The 19,255-nt window shown below is 73.6% G+C and carries 14 protein-coding genes; 8 read left to right on the forward strand and 6 right to left on the reverse strand.

Annotation, left to right across the window (positions count from 1 at the left end; genetic code table 11):
- Positions 1-33: 33 nt before the first annotated feature.
- Positions 34-906 (reverse strand): phosphatase PAP2 family protein, encoded by an 873-nt coding sequence (locus tag ABH937_RS12650; RefSeq protein ID WP_280689595.1) that lies wholly within the window; start codon positions 904-906, stop codon positions 34-36.
- A gap of 375 nt (positions 907-1,281) precedes the next feature.
- Between ABH937_RS12650 and ABH937_RS12655 the strand changes: the two genes are divergently transcribed.
- The 4 genes from ABH937_RS12655 (at position 1,282) to ABH937_RS12670 (ending at position 7,875) form a co-directional block, all read left to right on the forward strand.
- A complete protein-coding gene (locus tag ABH937_RS12655) occupies positions 1,282-2,268 on the forward strand; it encodes a sigma-70 family RNA polymerase sigma factor (protein WP_370145539.1) in 987 nt (328 codons plus the stop codon).
- 335 nt (positions 2,269-2,603) lie between these two features.
- A complete protein-coding gene (locus ABH937_RS12660) occupies positions 2,604-5,621 on the forward strand; it encodes a LuxR C-terminal-related transcriptional regulator (RefSeq protein WP_370218238.1) in 3,018 nt (1,005 codons plus the stop codon).
- A 261-nt stretch (positions 5,622-5,882) separates the two neighbouring features.
- On the forward strand, positions 5,883-7,538 hold the full coding sequence (locus ABH937_RS12665) for a protease pro-enzyme activation domain-containing protein (protein WP_370218239.1): 1,656 nt from the start codon (positions 5,883-5,885) through the stop codon (positions 7,536-7,538).
- Between the two features lie 109 nt (positions 7,539-7,647).
- Positions 7,648-7,875 (forward strand): hypothetical protein, encoded by a 228-nt coding sequence (locus ABH937_RS12670; RefSeq protein WP_370218240.1) that lies wholly within the window; start codon positions 7,648-7,650, stop codon positions 7,873-7,875.
- 43 nt (positions 7,876-7,918) lie between these two features.
- Here the strand turns inward: ABH937_RS12670 and ABH937_RS12675 are convergent, their stop codons facing one another.
- From ABH937_RS12675 to ABH937_RS12690, 4 genes are all read right to left on the reverse strand, one after another.
- The gene (locus ABH937_RS12675; protein ID WP_370218241.1) at positions 7,919-8,227 is read right to left on the reverse strand and encodes a hypothetical protein; all 309 of its coding nucleotides are present in this window, start codon (positions 8,225-8,227) and stop codon (positions 7,919-7,921) included.
- 215 nt (positions 8,228-8,442) lie between these two features.
- The gene (locus ABH937_RS12680; RefSeq protein ID WP_280689590.1) at positions 8,443-8,805 is read right to left on the reverse strand and encodes an FmdB family zinc ribbon protein; all 363 of its coding nucleotides are present in this window, start codon (positions 8,803-8,805) and stop codon (positions 8,443-8,445) included.
- Between the two features lie 124 nt (positions 8,806-8,929).
- The gene (locus ABH937_RS12685) at positions 8,930-10,228 is read right to left on the reverse strand and encodes an MFS transporter (RefSeq protein WP_280689872.1); all 1,299 of its coding nucleotides are present in this window, start codon (positions 10,226-10,228) and stop codon (positions 8,930-8,932) included.
- 441 nt (positions 10,229-10,669) lie between these two features.
- Complete coding sequence (locus ABH937_RS12690; RefSeq protein WP_280689589.1) at positions 10,670-12,154, reverse strand: potassium/proton antiporter; 1,485 nt, start codon at positions 12,152-12,154, stop codon at positions 10,670-10,672.
- A gap of 352 nt (positions 12,155-12,506) precedes the next feature.
- Here ABH937_RS12690 and ABH937_RS12695 point away from each other — a divergent pair, with 352 nt between their 5' ends.
- The gene (locus tag ABH937_RS12695) at positions 12,507-15,245 is read left to right on the forward strand and encodes a penicillin acylase family protein (protein ID WP_370218242.1); all 2,739 of its coding nucleotides are present in this window, start codon (positions 12,507-12,509) and stop codon (positions 15,243-15,245) included.
- Here ABH937_RS12695 and ABH937_RS12700 read toward each other — a convergent pair.
- Positions 15,229-15,840 (reverse strand): 5-formyltetrahydrofolate cyclo-ligase, encoded by a 612-nt coding sequence (locus ABH937_RS12700; protein ID WP_370218243.1) that lies wholly within the window; start codon positions 15,838-15,840, stop codon positions 15,229-15,231. The genes ABH937_RS12695 and ABH937_RS12700 overlap by 17 nt on opposite strands.
- A gap of 81 nt (positions 15,841-15,921) precedes the next feature.
- Here ABH937_RS12700 and ABH937_RS12705 point away from each other — a divergent pair, with 81 nt between their 5' ends.
- The 3 genes from ABH937_RS12705 to glp all read left to right on the forward strand — a co-directional run bounded on the left by ABH937_RS12705 (position 15,922) and on the right by glp (position 19,133).
- Complete coding sequence (locus tag ABH937_RS12705; protein WP_370218245.1) at positions 15,922-16,764, forward strand: GGDEF domain-containing protein; 843 nt, start codon at positions 15,922-15,924, stop codon at positions 16,762-16,764.
- A gap of 55 nt (positions 16,765-16,819) precedes the next feature.
- Positions 16,820-17,740 carry a UTP--glucose-1-phosphate uridylyltransferase GalU gene (gene galU / locus ABH937_RS12710; protein WP_280689585.1) on the forward strand — a complete coding sequence of 307 codons (921 nt, stop codon included), beginning with the start codon at positions 16,820-16,822 and terminating at the stop codon, positions 17,738-17,740.
- A gap of 73 nt (positions 17,741-17,813) precedes the next feature.
- On the forward strand, positions 17,814-19,133 hold the full coding sequence (gene glp, locus ABH937_RS12715; protein ID WP_280689584.1) for a gephyrin-like molybdotransferase Glp: 1,320 nt from the start codon (positions 17,814-17,816) through the stop codon (positions 19,131-19,133).
- The last annotated feature ends 122 nt before the right edge of the window (positions 19,134-19,255 follow it).

Consider the following 19,255-nt stretch of genomic DNA (forward strand, 5'->3'; position numbering starts at 1 on the left):
CCGGGTGGCCGCAGACCACTCGTGTGAGGTATCTCACGACCCGTCAGGCGCGCGGGTTTCGAACCTGTCGTCGAACTCGCCGCCGAAGGTCCGCCCGAGCCGGTCCTGGTAGCGGTAGCCCTCGCCCGGGGCCAGCTCCGGGAACGGCACGACGGGGGCCAGCACGCTCTGCACCCGGGGTCTGGTCCGCCAGTCCACCCGCCGCACATCGCGCGACAGCGCGCCGGGCCGCCACAGCTCGACCGCGACCGTGGTCCCGCCGAGCACCGCGCCCGCCAGGAACCAGCCGCCGAGCACGTCGCTGGGCCAGTGCACGCCGAGTCCGATCCGGGTGAAGCCGACCGTGGCGCTGCTCAGCGCGGCCAGCGCGCAGCAGGCGATCCGGGTGGCGCGGTCGGCTCGCGGCCAGATCAGCGCGACCAGGGTGGCCGCCGTGATCGCCGAGGCCATCGCGTGTCCGGAGGGGAACGCGGCGCCGGCGGCGTGTGCCACCGGGTCGGGCCAGCTCGGACGGGCCCGGCCGACCAGCGCCTTGGCCGCCGCCTCGACGCCCCAGCCGACCAGCGCCTGGGCGGCGGTCCAGCCCGCCATGGTCCGAGCGCCGATCGCCCAGAGCCAGGCGGCGGCCAGTGCGAGCAGGGTGCGCATCACCAGCGGGCCGCCGAGCATGGTGGTGGTCTCCAGCGAGGCGGTCCACGCGGTGTGCTGGCGGGCGAAGTCGTGCAGTGCCGAGGTCCAGCCGTGGTCGAGCCGGGCCAACGGGGACCAGCCGCCCTCGACCAGGGCGAGCAGCACGCCGAAGAGCACCAGGGCGCCCAGCGCGATCGCCGCGTAACGCGAGAGCCGGGTGCGCGGCGTGCGGCGCGGGTCCCACGCGGGACGGTCGGGGCTACTGGTCAGGTGCATGGCTGACACCTTCCCAGCGCGACGAGTAGATCTGATGGGTGGCGCATCGCGATTTGGCATCTTTTGTGCGGACCTGGTGCGGGGATCTCTCGCGACGCCCAGGGCGTTGCACGGATGACGGTGATCCGTCGTCGATCCCGTGCCGTACTCGACGCAGCGTAGGCGAACCCTCGCACGGCGTCGATATTCGGTGCCGGATCGCGCAGGGTACTGCATCTCCCGAAGAATCTGAGCGACTTGGGAATGTTGTCCGGAATCTGCTCGTTGGATTGTTACGTGCGAGGCCCCCGGGGTCCCGCATGGTGAGGAGGCGTGTCGTCGCCCCAACGCAGACCCTCGAGCCAGACCCGGGCATCCACCAGCAAGGGAGCAAGCATGGCCACCCGTGCCGTCGTTCGCGACAGGGCCGACCGGACTCGTACGGCCCGCCCGACCAACCTCGAGGCCGACCGCGACCTGGTCGGCATGTACCTCGACGAGATCGCCAGGACCCCCCTCCTCGATGCCGCCGAGGAGGTCGAGCTGTCGCTGCGCATCGAAGCCGGCGTCTACGCCCAACACCTGCTGGACGAGGCCGACGGCCACGGGGTCGCACTCCCCGAGGGCAGTTCCCGCGAGGAGTTGGAGGCGATAGCCGCCGACGCCGAGCGGGCGAAGGACGTCTTCATCCGTTCCAACCTGCGACTGGTGGTCGCCGTCGCCCGGCGCTACCCGCGCAGCGGGCTGCCGTTGCTCGACCTGATCCAGGAGGGCAACGCCGGCCTGGTCCGCGCGGTGGAGAAGTTCGACTACGCCAAGGGATTCAAGTTCTCCACCTACGCGACCTGGTGGATCCGTCAGGCGATCACCCGCTCGATCGCCGACCAGTCCCGCACCATCCGCCTGCCCGTCCACCTGGTCGAGGAGTTGGGGCGGATCCGGCGGGTCCAGCGGGAGAAGTCCAAGGAGTTGGGCCGCGAGGCCGAGCCGTCCGAGATCGCGGCCGAGCTGGACACCACCGAGACCCGGATCAAGGACGTGCTCGACTGGGCCCGTGATCCGGTCAGCCTCAACATGGCGGTGGACGACGAGGGCGAGACCCAGTTCGGTGACCTGGTCGAGGACACCGGCGCGGTCTCCCCGGAGGACGCCGTGATGGTGATGCTCCGCCGCGAGGAGCTGGACGACCTGATCGGCCGGCTCGACGACCGCACCGCCTCGATCATCCGCTCCCGCTACGGCATGGAGGACGGTCGCGAGCGCACCCTGACCGAGGTGGGCAAGCAGCACGGCCTGACCCGCGAGCGGATCCGCCAGATCGAGAAGCACGCGCTGGCGGAGCTGAAGAAGATCGCCGGCCACGCCGGCTTCGAGGCCGCCTGACCGCAGGCCCACCGCGAGCCGGACGTTCAGCCGTCCGGCTCGGCACGACCGAGCCCGGACCCCGAGCCCGGACCCCGATCGCGGGGCCCGGGCTCAGTCGTGCCGAGTGCGCTTCCCGGGGATCTCTTTGCGGTGGATCAACCGGCGTGAACTCCCGGTTTCGGTTGATCGTTCGTGCTGCCCCCCTTATTGACGGCGCGTCCGGGCCGGGTTGAGATGGACCGTCTTCGGGGGCGTGACGAGCAGCTTGCTGTCAGGTGCATGGCAAATAGGGAAACGGGGAGGTGGCTCGGCGGATGGGTGGGGGCGGGGGCAGGCCCGGGGGAGAGTCGGCATTGATCGGACGAGACGGTGAACTGCTCGCCGCCCGGGAGGCGTTGCGCACGGACGGCGCGGTCCTGCTGAGCGGACCGGGCGGCATCGGTCGCACCGCCGTGGCCGCCGCGCTCGCGGCCGAGGCCGCCGACTGCGGGAGCACCGTGCTGCGCTGCACTCCGGCGCCGCCGGAACGCGATCTCCCGTACGTGGGCCTCGGCGACCTGCTGGCCGGGCTACCGGGCGGGCAACTCGACGCGTTGCTCGACGGCCTCCCGGCCGGGCCGGCCAGGGCTGCCCTGGCTGCGGCTCTGCTGCGCGGGGCGGGGCCCGGCGGCGCGACGGATCGGCTGGCGCTCGGGCTCGGCCTGGTCGACCTGCTGCGCGCGCTGGCCGCACGGGCCGACCGCAGTGGACTGCTGCTCGTGCTGCAGTGGCTGGACGCCCCGACCACGCAGGCCCTGGGGTTCGCGCTGCGCCGGGCGGGGACGGGTGTGCGGGTGCTCGCGTCCGCGCGCGACGACGCGGCACCGGCCGGTTGGTGGGAGCTCTGCCCACCGTCCACCGTCGAGGTGCGGCTGCCCCCGCTGACCCCGACCGCCGTCGCGCAGCTGCTGGCCCGCGACCTCGGCGGTCCGCTGCCGGTGGCGCTGCTCCGCGACGTCCAGTCGGTCGCGGCGGGCAACCCGGGGCACGCGCTCGAACTCGCCCGGTCCGGCTTCCGGCTCGGACTGCTCGGCCCGCACGGGGTGCCCCCGGCGCTGCGTGCCGCGATGCTGGCGCGCCTACGCCCGTACGGCGCTGCGGAGCGCCGGCTGTTGCTGCTGGCCGCGGTCGCGGCCCGCCCGACCTTGGCGCTGCTGCGCGAGGCCGCGGGGTGCGAGCCGATCCGGCTGCTGGACGGTGCGCTGCGCGCGCGGGTGCTGGAACTGGTCGACCCGCCGCGGCCAGCCGCCCCGCCCGTGGGAGCGGGCGGACCCGAGGCCGGACCGCGGGCCGGCGAGCTGCGCTTCCGCGAACCCGTGCTGCGCGTGGTGCTGCTGGCCGAGGCCGGGCCGACCGAACTGGCCGCCGCCCGTAGCGCCTTGGCCGCCGCCACCGCCGACCCCGAGGAGCGGGCCCGGCTCGCCGCCCTGGCCCAGCTGGCTCCGCCCGACGCCCGCACCCTGGCCGAGGCGGCCCGCCGGGCCCACCGGCGGGGCGCTCCGGAAGAGGCCTACGGGCTGGCGCTGCTGACCATCCGTCAGGGGGCCCACGATGCGGACCGGTTGACCGGACCGGTGGATCCGGCGGAGCCGGCGGATCTGGTGGAGCCGGCGGATCTGGTGGATCTGGCCGATCTGGTGGATGCGGCCGGATACGCCGCGGCTGCTGCCCGCTGGCCGGAGGCCCGGGCGCTGGCGCTTCGGGTGCTGGTTCCTCGGGCACCGGGGGACGTCGGGCGCTCCCCGGCGGCGGTCGTCCTGCGGACCCGGGCCCGCGTGGTGCTGCTCCGCTCGGCGGGGCAGGCGCCGGCCGGGCTGGGGGAGTTGATCGGGGAGGGCCTGGCCGAGGTCGGCACGGTCCGGTCGGCGCAGGAGCCGGCGGGGGCGGTCGGCTGGGCCGAGTCGGAGTTGCTCCGCTGGGCCGCCGACGGCCGGCTGCTGGCCGGAGACCCGGGCCCTGCGGCCACCGCGGCCGAGGCGGCGGTGGCCGCGGCCGTCCCGGGCGAGGCCGCCCAGCGGGTCGCGGCGCTGGGGACGCTCGCGGCGGTGCGGGCTGCTCGCGGCGAACTCCGTTCCGGGCGCCGGGCGTTGGCCGAGGCGGCCGCCCTGTTGCGCGGCGTGGCGGACCGCGGTGCGCGAAGCGGCCTGCGGCTCGGCCTGCTCCGGGCCGAGCTGGCGCTGGACGATCCCGCCGCCCTCCGCACCGCGCTGGCGATAGCCGTCCCCGGCCACCCCGATGTCTCCGGCTCCGATGGCTCCGGCTCCGATGCACGCGACGCCGATGCCCACGGCTTCGATGCGCCCGACCTTGCGGCGATCACCGCCCTCGGCCTGCGCTGCGCCGCCCACGCCCTGCTCGGTGACGCGGCGTCAGCCATGGCGGCGGCCGACCAGCTGAGGGAGGCCCTGGCCACTCTCGGCGAACCGCTGGCCGCCCCCAGCCCCGCCCCCAGCCCCGTCCACGGGCTCGCGCTGCACGCGGCGGCTCTGGCGGAGCTGACGGGCGGCAGCGCCGAGCGGGCCGGGGAGTTGGCGCGGCGGGCGGCGGCGGGCTGGGCCGCGGCCGGCGACCGCCTGCATCAGGTGCGGGCACTGGGGGCGCTGGGAGAGTCCGGCCTGCTCCGTGGGGACGCGGCCGCCACGGCGGTCGGCGTGGAGGCGCTCCAGGAGGCCCGCCGGCTGAGCACGGCGGCGGGGTTCGCCGATCCGGCCGCGGTGCGCAGACTCGCGCTCCTCGCAGAGGGGTTGGCGGCCCTGGGGGAGCACGGCACGGCCGCGCAGGTGCTGCGGCAGGGGCACGATCTGACGCTTCGTTGGGAGGGCGGGCCGCAGCTCCCCGCCCGAGCCGCGCTGGACCGCGCCGCCGGGCTGGCACAGGCGGGCGTGGGCAACGGGCGGGCGGCGGTGGACCTGCTGCGGGCGGCGGCGGAGCGCCAGCGCGCGGCGGGGCTACCGCTGGAGGTGGCCCGGACCCTGCTCGCCCTCGGCTCGGTCGAGCGGCGCCTGCGGCACCGGCCGGGCGCCCGGGCCGTGTTGCTGGAGGCCCGGGAGCTCTGCGCGGACCGTACGGCCCACCCGCTGCTGGCTCGGGTGATGCGGGAGCTGGGGCGGCTGGACCAGGTGGCCGCCCTGCCGGGCGCGGACGGCGGACTGCTGACGGCCAGTGAGCAGCGGATGGCCGGCCTGGCGGCGGACGGCGCGACCAACCGCGAGGTGGCGGCCGCCCTCTTCGTGAGCGTCAAGACGGTGGAGGGCACGCTCTCCCGGGTCTACCGCAAGCTCGGTGTGCGCTCCCGCGCCGGCCTCGCCCGAGCCCTCGCGGCCGGCGGCTGACCCCCCACGGCTCCCACCGCCCCGCCACCCCGCCGCCCAGCACGACGGGGCGCGACGCCGGCGACACCCCAGGGCGACACCTCAGGACGACACCCCAGGACACGATCGCGACACACAACCAGCAGGGGATACCCCTCTTTTGACGGTGGATCGACAAGCCTAGCGTGGAGCCATCCACTCCCCAGGCCTGGGCGCCGCAGCCGTCCGTACCCCCGGCAGCCGGCGCCCACGGTCGATCACCCCCGTCCCAGGAGGACCTCCGTGAAGTCCCGCATCAGGCCTGTCGTCGGACTGCTCGCCGCCCCGCTGCCGATCATCGCGCTGGCCGCCACACCCGCGTTCGCCGCCCAGCCCGCCGCCCAGTCGCCCGCCGTGCTGCGCGGGGACGTGGTGGCAGCCGTCAGCCATTCCGCCCGGACCGGCGAGGTCCCGGCCGGCCAGCGGATATCCGTGGCGGTCAGCCTGGCGCAGCGGGACACCGCTGGGCTGGACGCCTTCCTCAACCGGGTGACCGACCCGAGTTCGCCCGACTACCAGCACTACCTGACGGTGGATCAGTTCGCCCAGCGGTACGGGGCGACCCCGGCGACGGTCGCCAAGGTCTCCGGCTACCTGGCGGGCCAGGGGCTGCAGGTCGGCCAGGTGACCGCCAACCGGCTCACCATCGAGGCCAGCGGCAGCGCGGCTCAGGTGCAGAAGGCCTTCGGCACCAGCCTCGCCACCTACCGGGACGGCCGGAGCGGGCGCAGCTACTACGCCAACTCCGGTGCTCCGGTGCTGCCCGCCGACATCGCCGCCGCGGTGACCGACGTGTCCGGTCTCAGCGACTTCACCAAGTACACCCACCCCGGCATCAGGTCGAGCGCCCAGGCCACCCCGGACGCCACCGCCAAGGCGCCCGCCGGGCTGAGCCCGACCAACGCGCAGGCCGCGTACAACCTCACGTCCGCCGTCAAGGCCGGCTACAACGGCACCGGGGCCACGGTGGGCCTGCTGGAGTTCTCCGGCTTCAAGCAGAGCGACGTGGCGGCCTACGACAAGGGGTTCGGCCTGACGCCCGGCGCCCCGAGCGTGGTCAGCGCCGGTGGCGGCACCACCGACCTGTCCGGCCAGGACGAGGTCGACCTGGACATCGAGGTCGTGCAGGCCCTGGCGCCCGGCGCGACGATCAAGGTCTACGAGGCCCCGAACAGCGACGCCGGCGAGACCGCGATCTACGGCAAGCTGGTCAGCGACAACGTCCCGGTGATCTCGATCAGCTGGGGCACCTACGAGGCGGGTGAGACCCCGAGCAACCGGGTGGCCGTCGACGCCGACCTCAAGGAGGCCGCGGCGCAGGGCCAGTCGGTCTACGCGGCCTCCGGTGACAGCGGTTCGGACGACGCGGGCGACGGCGGCACCTCGGTCGACTTCCCGGCGGCCGACCCGTGGACCACGGGCACCGGCGGCACCACGCTCTCCCTCGGCTCCGGCGGCGCGTGGAAGGGCGAGAAGGCCTGGTCCGGCAGTGGCGGCGGAGTCTCCTCGTACTTCAACACGCCGAGCTACCAGTCGAACGCCAACACCGGGACCTACCGGGCGGTGCCGGACGTCGCCGCGAACGCCGACCCGGCCTCCGGCTGGGCCGTCTACACCGGCGGTGCGTGGGCCGAGTTCGGCGGGACCAGCGCGGCGGCCCCGAACTGGGCGGCCTTCACGGCGGTCTACAACAGCGAGGCCAAGGCCAAGGGCAAGCCCTCCTTCGGATTCGCGAACGGTCGGATCTACTCGCTGGCGGGCTCCAGCGCCTACTCCGCCGCCTTCCACGACGTGAAGTCCGGCAGCAACGGGGCCTACAGCGCGGGCACCGGCTACGACAAGGTGACGGGTTGGGGTTCCTACAACGGGGCCAACTTCCTGAAGGCCGAACTGGGCTGAGCGCCGACGCCCGCCGGTGAGTGGGCACCGCGGGGGGCCGGGCCGCCGCCCGGCCCCCCGCGGCGTTCTAGGCTGGACGGTGGGAACGGACCACACCGGAGGCGGCACGATGGCAGGACAGCACGAGCGGGACGGCCAGGGCGAGCAGGATCGCCAGCCCAGTCCGTCGACCGCCGCGAAGCCGGCCCCGGCCGCCCCCGCGAAGGCGGCCAAGCTCGTCTTCAAGGACCCGCTGAGCCGGCAGACGGCGGACGACACCGACGCCGGGTGGGGCGAATCCGAGGCCTCGCGCGGTCTCGACTGGTACCTGAGCCAGCGCCCCCCGCACCACGGCTAGCCGGCGGCTGACGGGCCGCGGCCGCTGAGCACCGCCGCCCCCGTCAGCGCCCCGCGGAGCACCGTGCCACCGCCGTCTGGGCAGGCGGCGACTGCGGGCCGGCCGGACCCGTCGGCGTCGGCGCACCGGGGCGCAGCGGACCGGCGGCGATCGCCGTGGCGGCGGCGAGCAGGCCGGTGACCAGCACGCCAGGTCGCTGGCGGACCGCCTGCTGAAGGCGGTCTCGCCCACCCCCGCCCCGTCGGATCGGCCGGAACTCCGGGACGGTCTGCCGCGGCGGCAGCGGGGACGGGCCGCGTGGCGGCGGCTGCTGCGCGCAGTGGCGGGGGGTGAGCGGCGTGGTCGTGGTCATGGGATCCACCCCTGTCGGTGCGGTCGAGCGGGCCCGTTTGGGCTTGCCGGACCAGCATCCGCGCCGCGCGGCACCGCCGACAGCACCCACCGAATTCCTGTGGACAACCCGGCACCTGTGGACAACTCAGAGCCCCCAGAACGCCGCAAGGCCCTTGCCGGCACCCGATCGGGGCGCCGGCAAGGGCCTTGCCGCAGAAGAACCTGGAAGCCGCGTCAGCTCGCCGAAGTCGACTTCGAGGACGATGACGTCGACGAGGACGTCGAAGAAGACGACGACGAGGAAGAAGACGACGAAGACGACGAGGAGCTCGAAGCCCCAGCCGAGCTCGAACCCGACCCGCCCGAGGACGGCGCGGCCGTCGTCGAGGACGAGGAGGACCCCACCGAGCTGGTGGAGGAGGAGCGGCTGTCGGTCCGGTAGAACCCGGAGCCCTTGAACACCACACCGACCGCCGAGAAGACCTTGCGCAGGCGTCCCTGGCAGTTCGGGCACACGGTCAGCGCCTCGTCGGTGAACTTCTGCACCGCCTCAAGGCCGTTGCCGCACTCGGTGCACTGGTACTGGTACGTGGGCACTTTGTCTTCCTCCTGGCACTCTCGCCTGATGAGTGCTAACGACGGTCCATGATGCGGCATTCCGCCTGTTCAGTCCAGCGCCGACATGTCGGAGCTGGACCAGCCCGCCGGCGACCGCGCCGGCTCAGTGCTCCGACACCCCGACGAGCGAGGTCACCGCACTGCCGCCCCTGGCAACGGTACGGCCCCGAGTGCCCGGAGCCTGCAGCAGCCGCCGCAACGTGACCAGCGCCACCAGCCCGAGCCCGGACCCGGCCAGCGGCACCAGGAATCCGGTCCACGGTCCGCCCGCGTCGATCAGCTGCCCGGCCACGGTCGAGCCGACCGCCAGGCCCAGACCGATCGCCCCGGTCAGCCAGGTGAAGGCCTCGGTCTTGGCGCCGTCCGCGACCAGGCTCTCGACCAGCGTGTAGCCGGTGATCAGGGTCGGCGCGATGGCCAGCCCGCAGACCAGTCCGGCCACCGCCAGGGTGGTCAGGCTGGGCATCGCCCAGAGCGTCGAGCAGCCGAGCACCAGCAGCGTGTAGCTGCCGAGCATCCGTTGCTGGGCCGAGCGCCGCCAGGCGACCAGCCCGTACAGCACGCCGGCCAGCATCGAGCCGCCGGCGAAGATCCCGTAGACGATGCCGCTCAGCCCGCCCTGCCCGGCCGCCTCGGCGGTGGCGGTGACGGAGATCTGCATGCCGCCGAAGACGCTGCCGACGCCGAGGAAGGTGCCGGCCAGCAGCCGGACGCCAGGCGAGGCCAGGGCCGAAGCCCGCCGGGCGCCGGGCTCGGGCAGGTGGCGGGCCGGGGCGGTGCGCCGCTGGGCGGCGAAGGCCAGCCCGCCGAAGAGGGTGAGCGCGGCCTCGGTGATCAGCGCGGCCGCCGGGGCCACGGTGGTGGCGATCGCACCGGCCAGCACCGGGCCGATGACGAAGGTGAACTCGTCGGTCACCGATTCGAAGGCGAAGGCGGTGCTGAGGTGGGCCGGCCGGTCGGCCAGCCGGCCCACCCACCGGGCCCGGACCATCGCGCCGATCTGCGGCACGGTGGCACCGGCAGGCGTGGCGGCCAGGAAGAGCGTCCAGACCGGTGCGTGGCCCAGGGCCAGCGCGATCAGCGCGCCCACCGAGACCGCGTGCACCAGCACGCTCGGGACCAGCACCGCGGCCTGGCCGAAGCGGTCGGCCAGCCGGCCGGTCTGCGGCCCGACCAGGGCCTGGGCCACGGCGGCGACCGCCGCGACGGTGCCGGCGATGCCGTAGGAGCCGTTGGTGTCGCGGATCAGCAGCACGATGCCCAGGCTGAGCATGGCGTAGGGCAGGCGAGCGGCGAGGGCGGGGGCCAGGAAGGTCCACGCGCCGGGGGTGCGCAGCAGGGTGCCGTATCCGACGCGGGCGGGTGCGGCGGAGCTGTCCAGCGCGCCGGCACCGCCCGTCATGGCGGATTCGTCCAGCGCGCCGGGTCCGTCCAGCGCGGTGAGCGGGCCGGACGCGTCGACTGTCTCGACGCTGCCGGCCGTGTGGGCTCGGGGGTTGTCGACCGTTCGGCGGGCCGTCACGGTCGGTCCTTCCTGCTGCCTGGTAGCGCGGCCGGGGACGGGAAAGCCCCGACGGCGCCGAGAGTCGTCCTCTCGCGCGTCGACCGGGGTTGTTACCGGGTCCGGCTGGCCAGGCGGAAGCGGGGGGCCAGGAACTGCTGCGGACCGCGGCCGCCGAGCGGTCGCGCCAACTCTGCTTCAGGCAGATGTTGCGGGTGTCTGTAGATACCTCTGTGCCGGGTGCGCACGGGTGATGCGTACCCGCGGTCAGTCTACGGGGACGGGACGGCCTTGTCTACGCGCATAGAAAAGCGCCTCGCCAGAACAGGCGAGCCCCCGCCCTCACTTCCCCGCCAGCCACCCCGCCAGCTTTCCGCCCCGGTCCACCGCGCGCAGCCGCCGCTCGGTCGCCTCCTCGGCCGCCGTGGTGGTCACCACCAGCAGCTCGTCCTTCTCCCGCAGCACCGTCGTGCGGTCCGGTACGAAGCTGCTGCCTTCGCGCACCACAAGGGTCACCGCGGCCCCGGCGGGCAGCCGCAGCTCGCTCACCTCGACCCCGGACATCCGCGAGCCGGGTGCCAGCGAGACCGAGAGCAGGTGGCCGTGCAGATGCTCCAGCGGCGCCGACTCGATGCCGAGGTCCTGGCCGATCGCGCCCTCGGAGATCCGCAGCCGCTTGGCCAGCCAGGGCAGCGTCGGGCCCTGCACCAGCGTGAAGACGACCACCAGGATGAAGACGATGTTGAAGACGTCCTGGGCACGCGGCACGTCGGCCACCAGCGGGATGGTGGCCAGCACGATCGGCACCGCCCCGCGCAGCCCGGCCCAGCTGAGCAGCGCCTGTTCCTGCCAGGGCAGCTTGAACGGGGTGAGGGTCAGCAGCACCGAGAGCGGCCGGGCGATCAGCACCAGGACCAGCCCGATCACCAGCGCCGGGACCACCGCCGAGCCCATCGTGGCGGGCGTGCAGAGCAGGCCGAGCAGCACGAACATGCCGATCTGCCCGATCCAGGCCAGCCCGTCCGCGAAGCCGCGCACCGCCGGGCCGTGCGGCAGCTTGGCGTTGCCGAGCAGCACCGCGCTGACGTAGACGGCGAGGAAGCCCGAGCCGTGCAGCAGCGCGCCGCCCGCGTAGGCGAGCGAGGTCAGCGCCATCACCGCGATCGGGTACAGGCCGCTGGACGGCAGCGCGACGTGCCGCAGGCCGAGCGCGCCGAGCTTGCCGACCGCCAGGCCGACCGCGACGCCGATCGCCAGCTCGGCGAGGATCTTGCCGACCAGCACGTACCAGGAGTCGAACGGCCCGGTGGTGGCGAAGGCGACCACCAGGATCACCACCGGCGCGTCGTTGAACCCTGACTCCGCCTCCAGCAGACCGCTCAGCCGGCTCGGCAGCGGCACGGTGCGCAGCACCGAGAAGACCGCGGCCGCGTCGGTGGAGGAGACGATCGCGCCGAGCAGCAGCGACATCCGCCAGTCCAGGCCGACCAGCCAGTGCGCGCCGGCGGCGGTGGCGAAGACGCTGATCCCCACCCCGAAGGTGGCCAGCACGGTGGCGGCCGGCATCACCGGTTTGATCTCGCGCCAGCTGGTCTTCAGACCGCCCTCGGCCAGGATCACCACCAGGGCCGCGTAGCCGAGCACCTGGGTCAGCTCCGCGTTGTTGAAGGTGACGCCCAGTCCGTTCTGGCCGATCACCACGCCGATGCCGAGGTAGAGCAGCAGGCTGGGCAGGCCGGAGCGGGTGGAGAGGCGCACCGCTACCACGGCGACCAGCAGGACGACGGAGGATTCGAGCAGCAGCTTGTTCAGGTGGTCAACGGTCACGCAGGGGCACCTCAGGGTCGGGGGCGGCCTTCGAAGGTCGGCCGGCGGCGCGGGAGGGGTCACTGTGGTGGCACGAAACGCCCCGAACGGCCTGGTGGGCGGCCCGGAGCGGACTGGCGGACGACCATCCGCGGATGGTCACCGGATGGATCGTTAACCAGTCTAACATTTTACCTGATCTTTGACCTGGACGGGTGAGCCGTCCCCCTCACGCGGGCCCGGTAGGGTCCCTCTGGTTCCACCGTGGGTGTCCCCCGTGCGCTCGCGCCACCCGAGTCGTCCTAATGTGGTGAGCGGCCACGGCCCGACCCACCTCTGTGACGTTGCTCCGCTCTCTGCCGCTAGGACCCAGATGCCCCGCTCGCCCCGCTCTCCCAAGAAGTTCCGGCGCGCCCGTCTGATCGTGCTCGTGCTCGTCGTGCTCCTGGTGGCCGGCACCGGCGCCGGCGGGTGGTACGCGGTGCACACCGTGCAAGCCTCGTTGCCGCAGCTCAGCGGGACCGTCAAGGTCCCCGGCCTGGGGTCCTCGGTGGACGTCGAACGGGATACCAACGGGATCCCGCAGGTCTACGCCGACACGCCCGCCGACCTGTTCAAGGCGCAGGGCTACGTCCAGGCGCAGGACCGGTTCTGGGAGATGGACGTCCGGCGGCACATCACCGCGGGCCGGCTCTCCGAGATGTTCGGCGCCGCCGACGTGAACGCCGACGCCTTCGTGCGCACCATGGGCTGGCGCAACGTCGCGCAGCAGGAGTACGACACCCAGCTCAGCCCGCAGACCAAGCAGTACCTGCAGGCCTACTCGGACGGTGTCAACGCCTGGCTGAGCCAGCACCCGGGCGGTGCCAGCGCCTCGCTGGAGTACACCCTGCTCGGCACGGTGCACAGCGGTTACAAGCCGGAGCAGTGGACCCCGGTCGACTCGGTCGCCTGGCTCAAGGCCATCGCCTGGAACCTCTCGGGCAACGTCCAGCAGGAGATCGACCGCTCGCTGCTGAGCCAGACCTTCACCCCGGACCAGCTCGCCCAGCTCTACCCGGACTACCCCTACACCCGCAACGGCACCATCGTGCCGACCGGCACCGTCGACGCCGGCGGTGGCTACCAGCCGCCGCCCGGCTCGACCAACCAGAGCGGCACCAAGCAGAGCGCGGCCGTCACCCAGGGCCTGCTGCAGAACGTCTCGGACCAGATGAGCTCGTTGCCGCAGCTGCTCGGCCCGCAGGGCTCGGGCATCGGCTCCAACTCCTGGGTGGTGGCGGGCACCAACACCACCACCGGCAAGCCGCTGATGGCCAACGACCCGCACCTGGGCCCCAGCATGCCCAACGACTGGTACCAGATGGGCCTGCACTGCCGGAGCGTCAGCACGAGCTGCCCGTTCGACGTGACCGGCTTCACCTACGCCGGGATGCCCGGGGTGATGATCGGTCACAACCAGAACATCTCCTGGGGCATGACCAACATGGGCGCCGACGTGGCGGACCTGTACCTGGAGAAGGTCACCGGGCCGAACACCTACCTGGTCAACGGAAACGACCAGCAGTTCGCCACCCGCCAGGAGACCATCAAGGTGGCCGGTGGCCCGGACCGGGTGATCACCGTACGGACCACCAACAACGGCCCGCTGATCTCCGACCAGAGCACCGAGCAGCAGCAGGTCGGCACCTACGCGCCGGTCGGCAACGCGGCGCCCGACCGCGGCACCACCGGCTACGGCGTGGCGCTGAAGTGGACCGGGCTCGACGAGGACAGCAAGAGCGGCCGGACCATGGACGCCATCCTCGGGTTCGACCAGGCGACCAACTGGAACGACTTCCGCGCCGCGGCCGCCAACTTCTCCGTCCCCGCGCAGAACCTGATCTACGCCGACACCCAGGGCAACATCGGCTACCAGGCCCCGGGCGTGATCCCGATCCGCGGCAAGGGCGACGGCAGCTACCCGGCCCCCGGCTGGGACTCCAGCTACAACTGGACGGGCTACATCCCGTTCAAGTCCCTGCCGTATGAGGAGAATCCCACCTCCGGCTACATCGTCACCGCCAACCAGCCGGTGGTCGACCCGTCCTACAAGTACCTGATCACCACGGACTGGGAGTACGGCACCCGGGCCAAGGAGATCACCGACCAGATCAACGCCAAGCTGGCCAACGGCGGCAAGATCTCGCCGGACGACATGCAGTCGATGCAGCTGGACAACACCAGCGTGATGGCCAAGACCCTGGTCCCGATGCTGCTCAAGGAGCAGATCAACGACCCGTACGTGCGCCAGGCGCAGGACCTGCTCAAGGACTGGAACTACAACCAGGACGCCGATTCGGCCGCCGCCGCCTACTACAACGGCGTCTGGCGCCAGCTGCTGATCCTGGCCTTCGGGCAGAAGTTCCCGGCCTCGGTCCGCGCGCAGGGCGACTGCCTGCTGGTCCAGCAGAAGGCGGACCCGAACCAGCCGGCCGGCACCGTGGGCGGCGAGACCCGGGTGGTGAACCAGTGCGGCACCCGCAACCCGAGCCAGGCGCAGCCGGACGGTGGTGACCAGTGGATGGAGGTGGTCCGCCAGCAGCTGGGCAACCCCAACAGCCCCTGGTGGAGCTACATCGACTCCAACCACCAGCAGCAGCACGGCCTGGACAACATCCTCAAGGAGGCGATGAAGGACGCCCGCCAGGACCTCACCGCCCACCTCGGCAAGGACGTCTCCACCTGGAGCTGGGGCCGGCTGCACCAGCTGAACCTCAAGAACCAGACGCTCGGCATCGACAACTCCGGGTTCCTCTCCGGCGTGATGCACCGGCTGCTCAACCGCGGCCCGGTCAACCTCGGCGGCGGCTCGGCCGCGGTCGACGCGGCGGGCTGGACGGCGGCCGAGGGCTACGACGTGGACTGGATCCCGTCGATGCGGATGGTGGTCGACCTGAGCGACTTCGACGCCTCGCGGTGGATCAACGTGGGCGGCGAGTCGGGGCACGCGTTCAGCCCCAACTACGACGACCAGACCGCGCTCTGGTCCCAGGGCAAGCTGCTGACCTGGGCCTACACCAGCAGCTCGGTGAACGCCGCGACGAAGAACAAGCTCACCCTGACCCCGTGACGCGAGGGTCGAAGCGGTGCACGCCGGCCGGGGTGACGGCGGCGTGCACCGGTCGGTCGTGCGGCTCGGTGGGCAGCAGGTCCAGCAGCTCCGACTCGTAGAGCAGGGTGGCCAGCAGCGGCTCGGCGCCGAGCCGGGCCAGCCGGGCCAGCACCCGGTCGTAGGAGCCGCCGCCGCGGCCCAGCCGCAGTCCCCGCCGGTCCACCGCGAGACCGGGCAGCAGCACCAGGCCGGCCGTGGCGATCGCCGCCGGGCCGAGGGTCGGCGCCATCGGCTCCAGCAGGCCCCGGTCGGCCGGGGCGAGCCGCTCGCGGCCCTGGTAGGGCGCCCAGTCGAGGTCGTTGTCGGGCAGCAGCACCGGCAGCAGGACCGGTACGCCCCGCTCGCGCAGCAGGTCGAGCAGCGGCCCGGTGCCCGGCTCCGCGCCCACCGAGACGTAGGCGGCCACCGTGGCACCCCCGGGCAGCAGCGGCAGCGCCCGTTCGGCCAGCGCCAGCGCGGCCGCCGCCCGCCGTTCGGGGGACAGTGCGCGGCGTTCGGCCAGCAGGTGTGACCTCAGGGCGGCCTTGTCGTTGTACAAGGGATCGTCGGTCATGGCCGCTCCTCGGTGCGCGGGTGGTCCGCTGATCCTCTCGCAGGCCGATCCTCTGGTTACCCGTACCCGGCAGGGAGTCCGATGTCCACTGAGCTCCTGGTGCAGGCCGCCGCCCTGCTCAGCGCACCGCTGGCCGGGCTCAGCACGCTGCTCGCCGTGCGCCTGCGCCGCGCGGCCCGCTCGGCCGCCGCCCGCGAGAGCGGCCTGCGCGGACGGCTCGCCGAGTTGGAGCGCCGCTGCGCCGAGCTGGCGGACAGCGCGGTGCGCGATCCGCTGACCGGCGTGGCCAACCTCGACCTGCTCAAGCGCACCCTGGAGCGCGAGGTGGCGCGCTGCGGCCGCCGACCGCCCACCCAGCCGCAACGGGAGCTGGCCGTGGTGCTGCTGGAGGTCGAGGGGTTCGAGCTGGTCACCGCCGAGCAGGGGCGCGGCCGGGCCCAGGCGATCCTGCGCGACCTGGCCCAGCGGCTCAGCCTGGAGGTGCGCCGCACGGACACCTTGGGCCGGTACGGCGGCACCGAGTTCCTGGTGCTGCTGCCCGACACCGACCGGGCCGGCGCGGCCAAGGTCGCCGAGCGGCTCTGCTGGACGGTGCGCCGGCACCGGCTGCTCGACTGGTCCGGCACCCCCTGGTCCGCCGACCCGGCGCCGGGCAGCGGCAACGGCCTGCGCGCCACCGCCGGCATCGCGGTGCTGCCCGCCGACGGCGGCCACCCCGTGCCGCTGCTGCGCGCCGCCGACCGGGCGCTGGCCGCGGCCAAGCGGGTGGAGCGGGCGGAGCTCGCGGAGCGGGGCCGTACCCGGGCAATGAGCGCGGAAAGGCACGGTAACCTGTCGCCCTGTGCCGGTCCGGGCCCCATCGTCCAGGCCGGTGCCGCCCGTACTGTCGCTGCCGTGACCGGTGCTGACGAGGTCCACGCGTAGCCGATCGACCTCGCCACCGGTCAGGGCGGTCATCCTGCCTGAGTAAGGTCAACGCATGACGACGACGAATCCCCGCCTGCCCGTCACGAAGGCCGTCGTGCCTGCCGCTGGTCTCGGGACGCGCTTTCTGCCGGCCACCAAGGCCACGCCCAAGGAGATGCTGCCGGTCGTCGACAAGCCGGCGATCCAGTACGTGGTGGAGGAGGCGGCCGCGGCCGGCCTCTCCGACATACTGATGGTCACCGGCCGTAACAAGCGCGCGCTGGAGGACCACTTCGACCGCGCCTACGAGCTCGAGGAGCTGCTCTCCCGCAAGGGCGACGTGGACAAGCTGCGCCGGGTCCGGGAGTCGGTCTCGCTGGCCAACATGCACTACGTGCGCCAGGGCGACCCCAAGGGCCTGGGCCACGCGGTGCTGGTCGCCGAGCAGCACGTGGCGGGCCAGCCGTTCGCCGTCCTGCTCGGTGACGACCTGATCGACCCGCGCGACCCGCTGCTCTCCCGCATGATCGAGGTCCAGCAGGAGCTGGGCGGCTCGGTGGTGGCGCTGATGGAGGTCGACCCGGCGCAGATCCACCTGTACGGCTGCGCGGCGGTCGAGGCGAACGGCTTCGGCCCGGACGTCTTCCACATCACCGACCTGGTCGAGAAGCCGGAGCGGGCCGACGCGCCGTCCAACTACGCGGTGATCGGCCGGTACGTGCTCGACCCGGCGGTCTTCGAGGTGCTGAAGAAGACCGAGCCGGGCCGCGGCGGCGAGATCCAGCTGACCGACGCGCTGCGCACGCTGGCCACGCTGAGCCTGGCGGAGGGCGGCCAGGTGCACGGTGTGCTCTTCGAGGGCCGCCGCTACGACACCGGCGACCGCGCGGACTACCTGCGCTCGATCGTCCGGCTGGCCAGCGAGCGCGAGGACCTCGGCCCGGACTTCCGCAGCTGGCTGCGGGAGTTCGTGAGCAGCGAGATGCAGGACTGAGCAGAGCCGCAGAGTTGGGCAGCCGCCGCGGCCGACCGGCCGCGGCGGCGACGAGCGAGAGGCGTCGGTGGCGATGACCGAGCAGCACGGCAGCACTCCGGACGCGTGCGGGGCCGAGGCGCCCGGGCAGCGCCACTGGACCGTCGATGAGCACCTCGCCGACGTGCTGGCGGGCGTCGCCCCGCTGCCGGCGATCGAACTGCAGCTGCTCGACGCCCAGGGCTGCCGGCTGGCCGAGGACGTGGTCGCGGACGGCGACCTGCCGCCCTTCGACAACAGCTCGATGGACGGCTACGCGGTGCGCACCGCCGACACCGTCGGCGCCACCGCCCGCTACCCGTCCGTCCTCGCCGTGGTCGGCGAGGTCGCGGCGGGTGCGGCGGAACTGCCCAAGGTCGGCCCCGGGCAGGCCGCCCGGATCATGACCGGCGCGCCGATGCCGCCCGGCGCCCAGGCCGTCGCCCCGGTCGAGTGGACCGACGGCGGCAGCGGGACCGGACAGGCCGCCGACACCATGGCCCCGCCGGCGGCCGGCGAGGAGGTCCGGGTCTTCCAGGACGTCGCCGAGGGCGCGCACATCCGCCGCCGGGGCAGCGACATCCGGGCCGGCGCGACGGTGCTGACCGCCGGCACCCGGCTCGGCCCCACCCAGCTCGGGCTGCTGGCCGCGATCGGCCGCGGCACCGTGCGGGTCCACCCGCGCCCCCGGGTGGTGGTGCTCTCCACCGGCAGCGAGCTGGTGCAGCCCGGTGAGCCGGTGGGCCCCGGGCAGATCTCCGACTCCAACAGCTTCACCCTGACCGCCGCCGCCCAGCAGGCCGGCGCGATCGCCTACCGGGTCGGCGGGGTGCCGGACGACGCGGCGGTGCTGCGCGGCGTGCTGGACGACCAGCTGGGCCGGGCCGACCTGATCGTCACCAGCGGCGGTGTCAGCGTCGGGGCCTACGACGTGGTCAAGGAGGTCTTCGCGGACTACGCGGGGATGGACTTCCGCAAGCTCAAGATGCAGCCGGGCAAGCCGCAGGGCTTCGGCCGGATCGGCGAAGGCGTCTCGGGCATCCCGCTGCTGGCGCTGCCGGGCAACCCGGTGAGCGCGTACATCTCCTTCGAGCTCTTCGTCCGCCCGGTGATCCGCACCATGCTGGGCGCTCCGGACGTCCACCGCCCGGTGACCCGCGCGGTCTGCACCGGCGCGCTGCGCTCGCCGGCCGGGCGGCGGCAGTTCCTGCGCGGCTGGTACGACGGGGACCAGGGCACCGTGGCGCCGGTCGGCGGCGCGGACTCGCACCTGGTCGGGGCGCTGGCCCGGGCGAACTGCCTGATCGTGGTCGATGAGGACGCGGTGGCGGTGGCGGCCGGCGAGCGCGTCAAGGTCGTCCTGCTGGCGGACTGACCGCCGCCGTCCAGCGGTCCCGCGGTACGGCGGTGCTGGGCCCTTCGGCCTAGCGCCACCGTCCCACTGACGGACCGACGGCGATCCGGCGCGGGCGGAGCGGTACGGTAGCGCGGTATTCA

It is taken from the genome of Kitasatospora sp. GAS1066B (assembly GCF_041262605.1).
Classification (GTDB): domain Bacteria; phylum Actinomycetota; class Actinomycetes; order Streptomycetales; family Streptomycetaceae; genus Kitasatospora.

Excerpts from the sequence above, each read along its gene's own strand:
- ABH937_RS12700 (WP_370218243.1), bottom strand. The coding sequence starts at position 15,840 with ATGACCGACGATCCCTTGTACAACGACAAGGCCGCCCTGAGGTCACAC.
- glp (WP_280689584.1), top strand. The coding sequence starts at position 17,814 with ATGACCGAGCAGCACGGCAGCACTCCGGACGCGTGCGGGGCCGAGGCG.
- ABH937_RS12705 (WP_370218245.1), top strand. The coding sequence starts at position 15,922 with ATGTCCACTGAGCTCCTGGTGCAGGCCGCCGCCCTGCTCAGCGCACCG.
- ABH937_RS12655 (WP_370145539.1), top strand. The coding sequence starts at position 1,282 with ATGGCCACCCGTGCCGTCGTTCGCGACAGGGCCGACCGGACTCGTACG.
- galU (WP_280689585.1), top strand. The coding sequence starts at position 16,820 with ATGACGACGACGAATCCCCGCCTGCCCGTCACGAAGGCCGTCGTGCCT.
- ABH937_RS12695 (WP_370218242.1), top strand. The coding sequence starts at position 12,507 with ATGCCCCGCTCGCCCCGCTCTCCCAAGAAGTTCCGGCGCGCCCGTCTG.
- ABH937_RS12685 (WP_280689872.1), bottom strand. The coding sequence starts at position 10,228 with ATGACGGGCGGTGCCGGCGCGCTGGACAGCTCCGCCGCACCCGCCCGC.
- ABH937_RS12650 (WP_280689595.1), bottom strand. The coding sequence starts at position 906 with ATGCACCTGACCAGTAGCCCCGACCGTCCCGCGTGGGACCCGCGCCGC.
- ABH937_RS12675 (WP_370218241.1), bottom strand. The coding sequence starts at position 8,227 with ATGACCACGACCACGCCGCTCACCCCCCGCCACTGCGCGCAGCAGCCG.
- ABH937_RS12670 (WP_370218240.1), top strand. The coding sequence starts at position 7,648 with ATGGCAGGACAGCACGAGCGGGACGGCCAGGGCGAGCAGGATCGCCAG.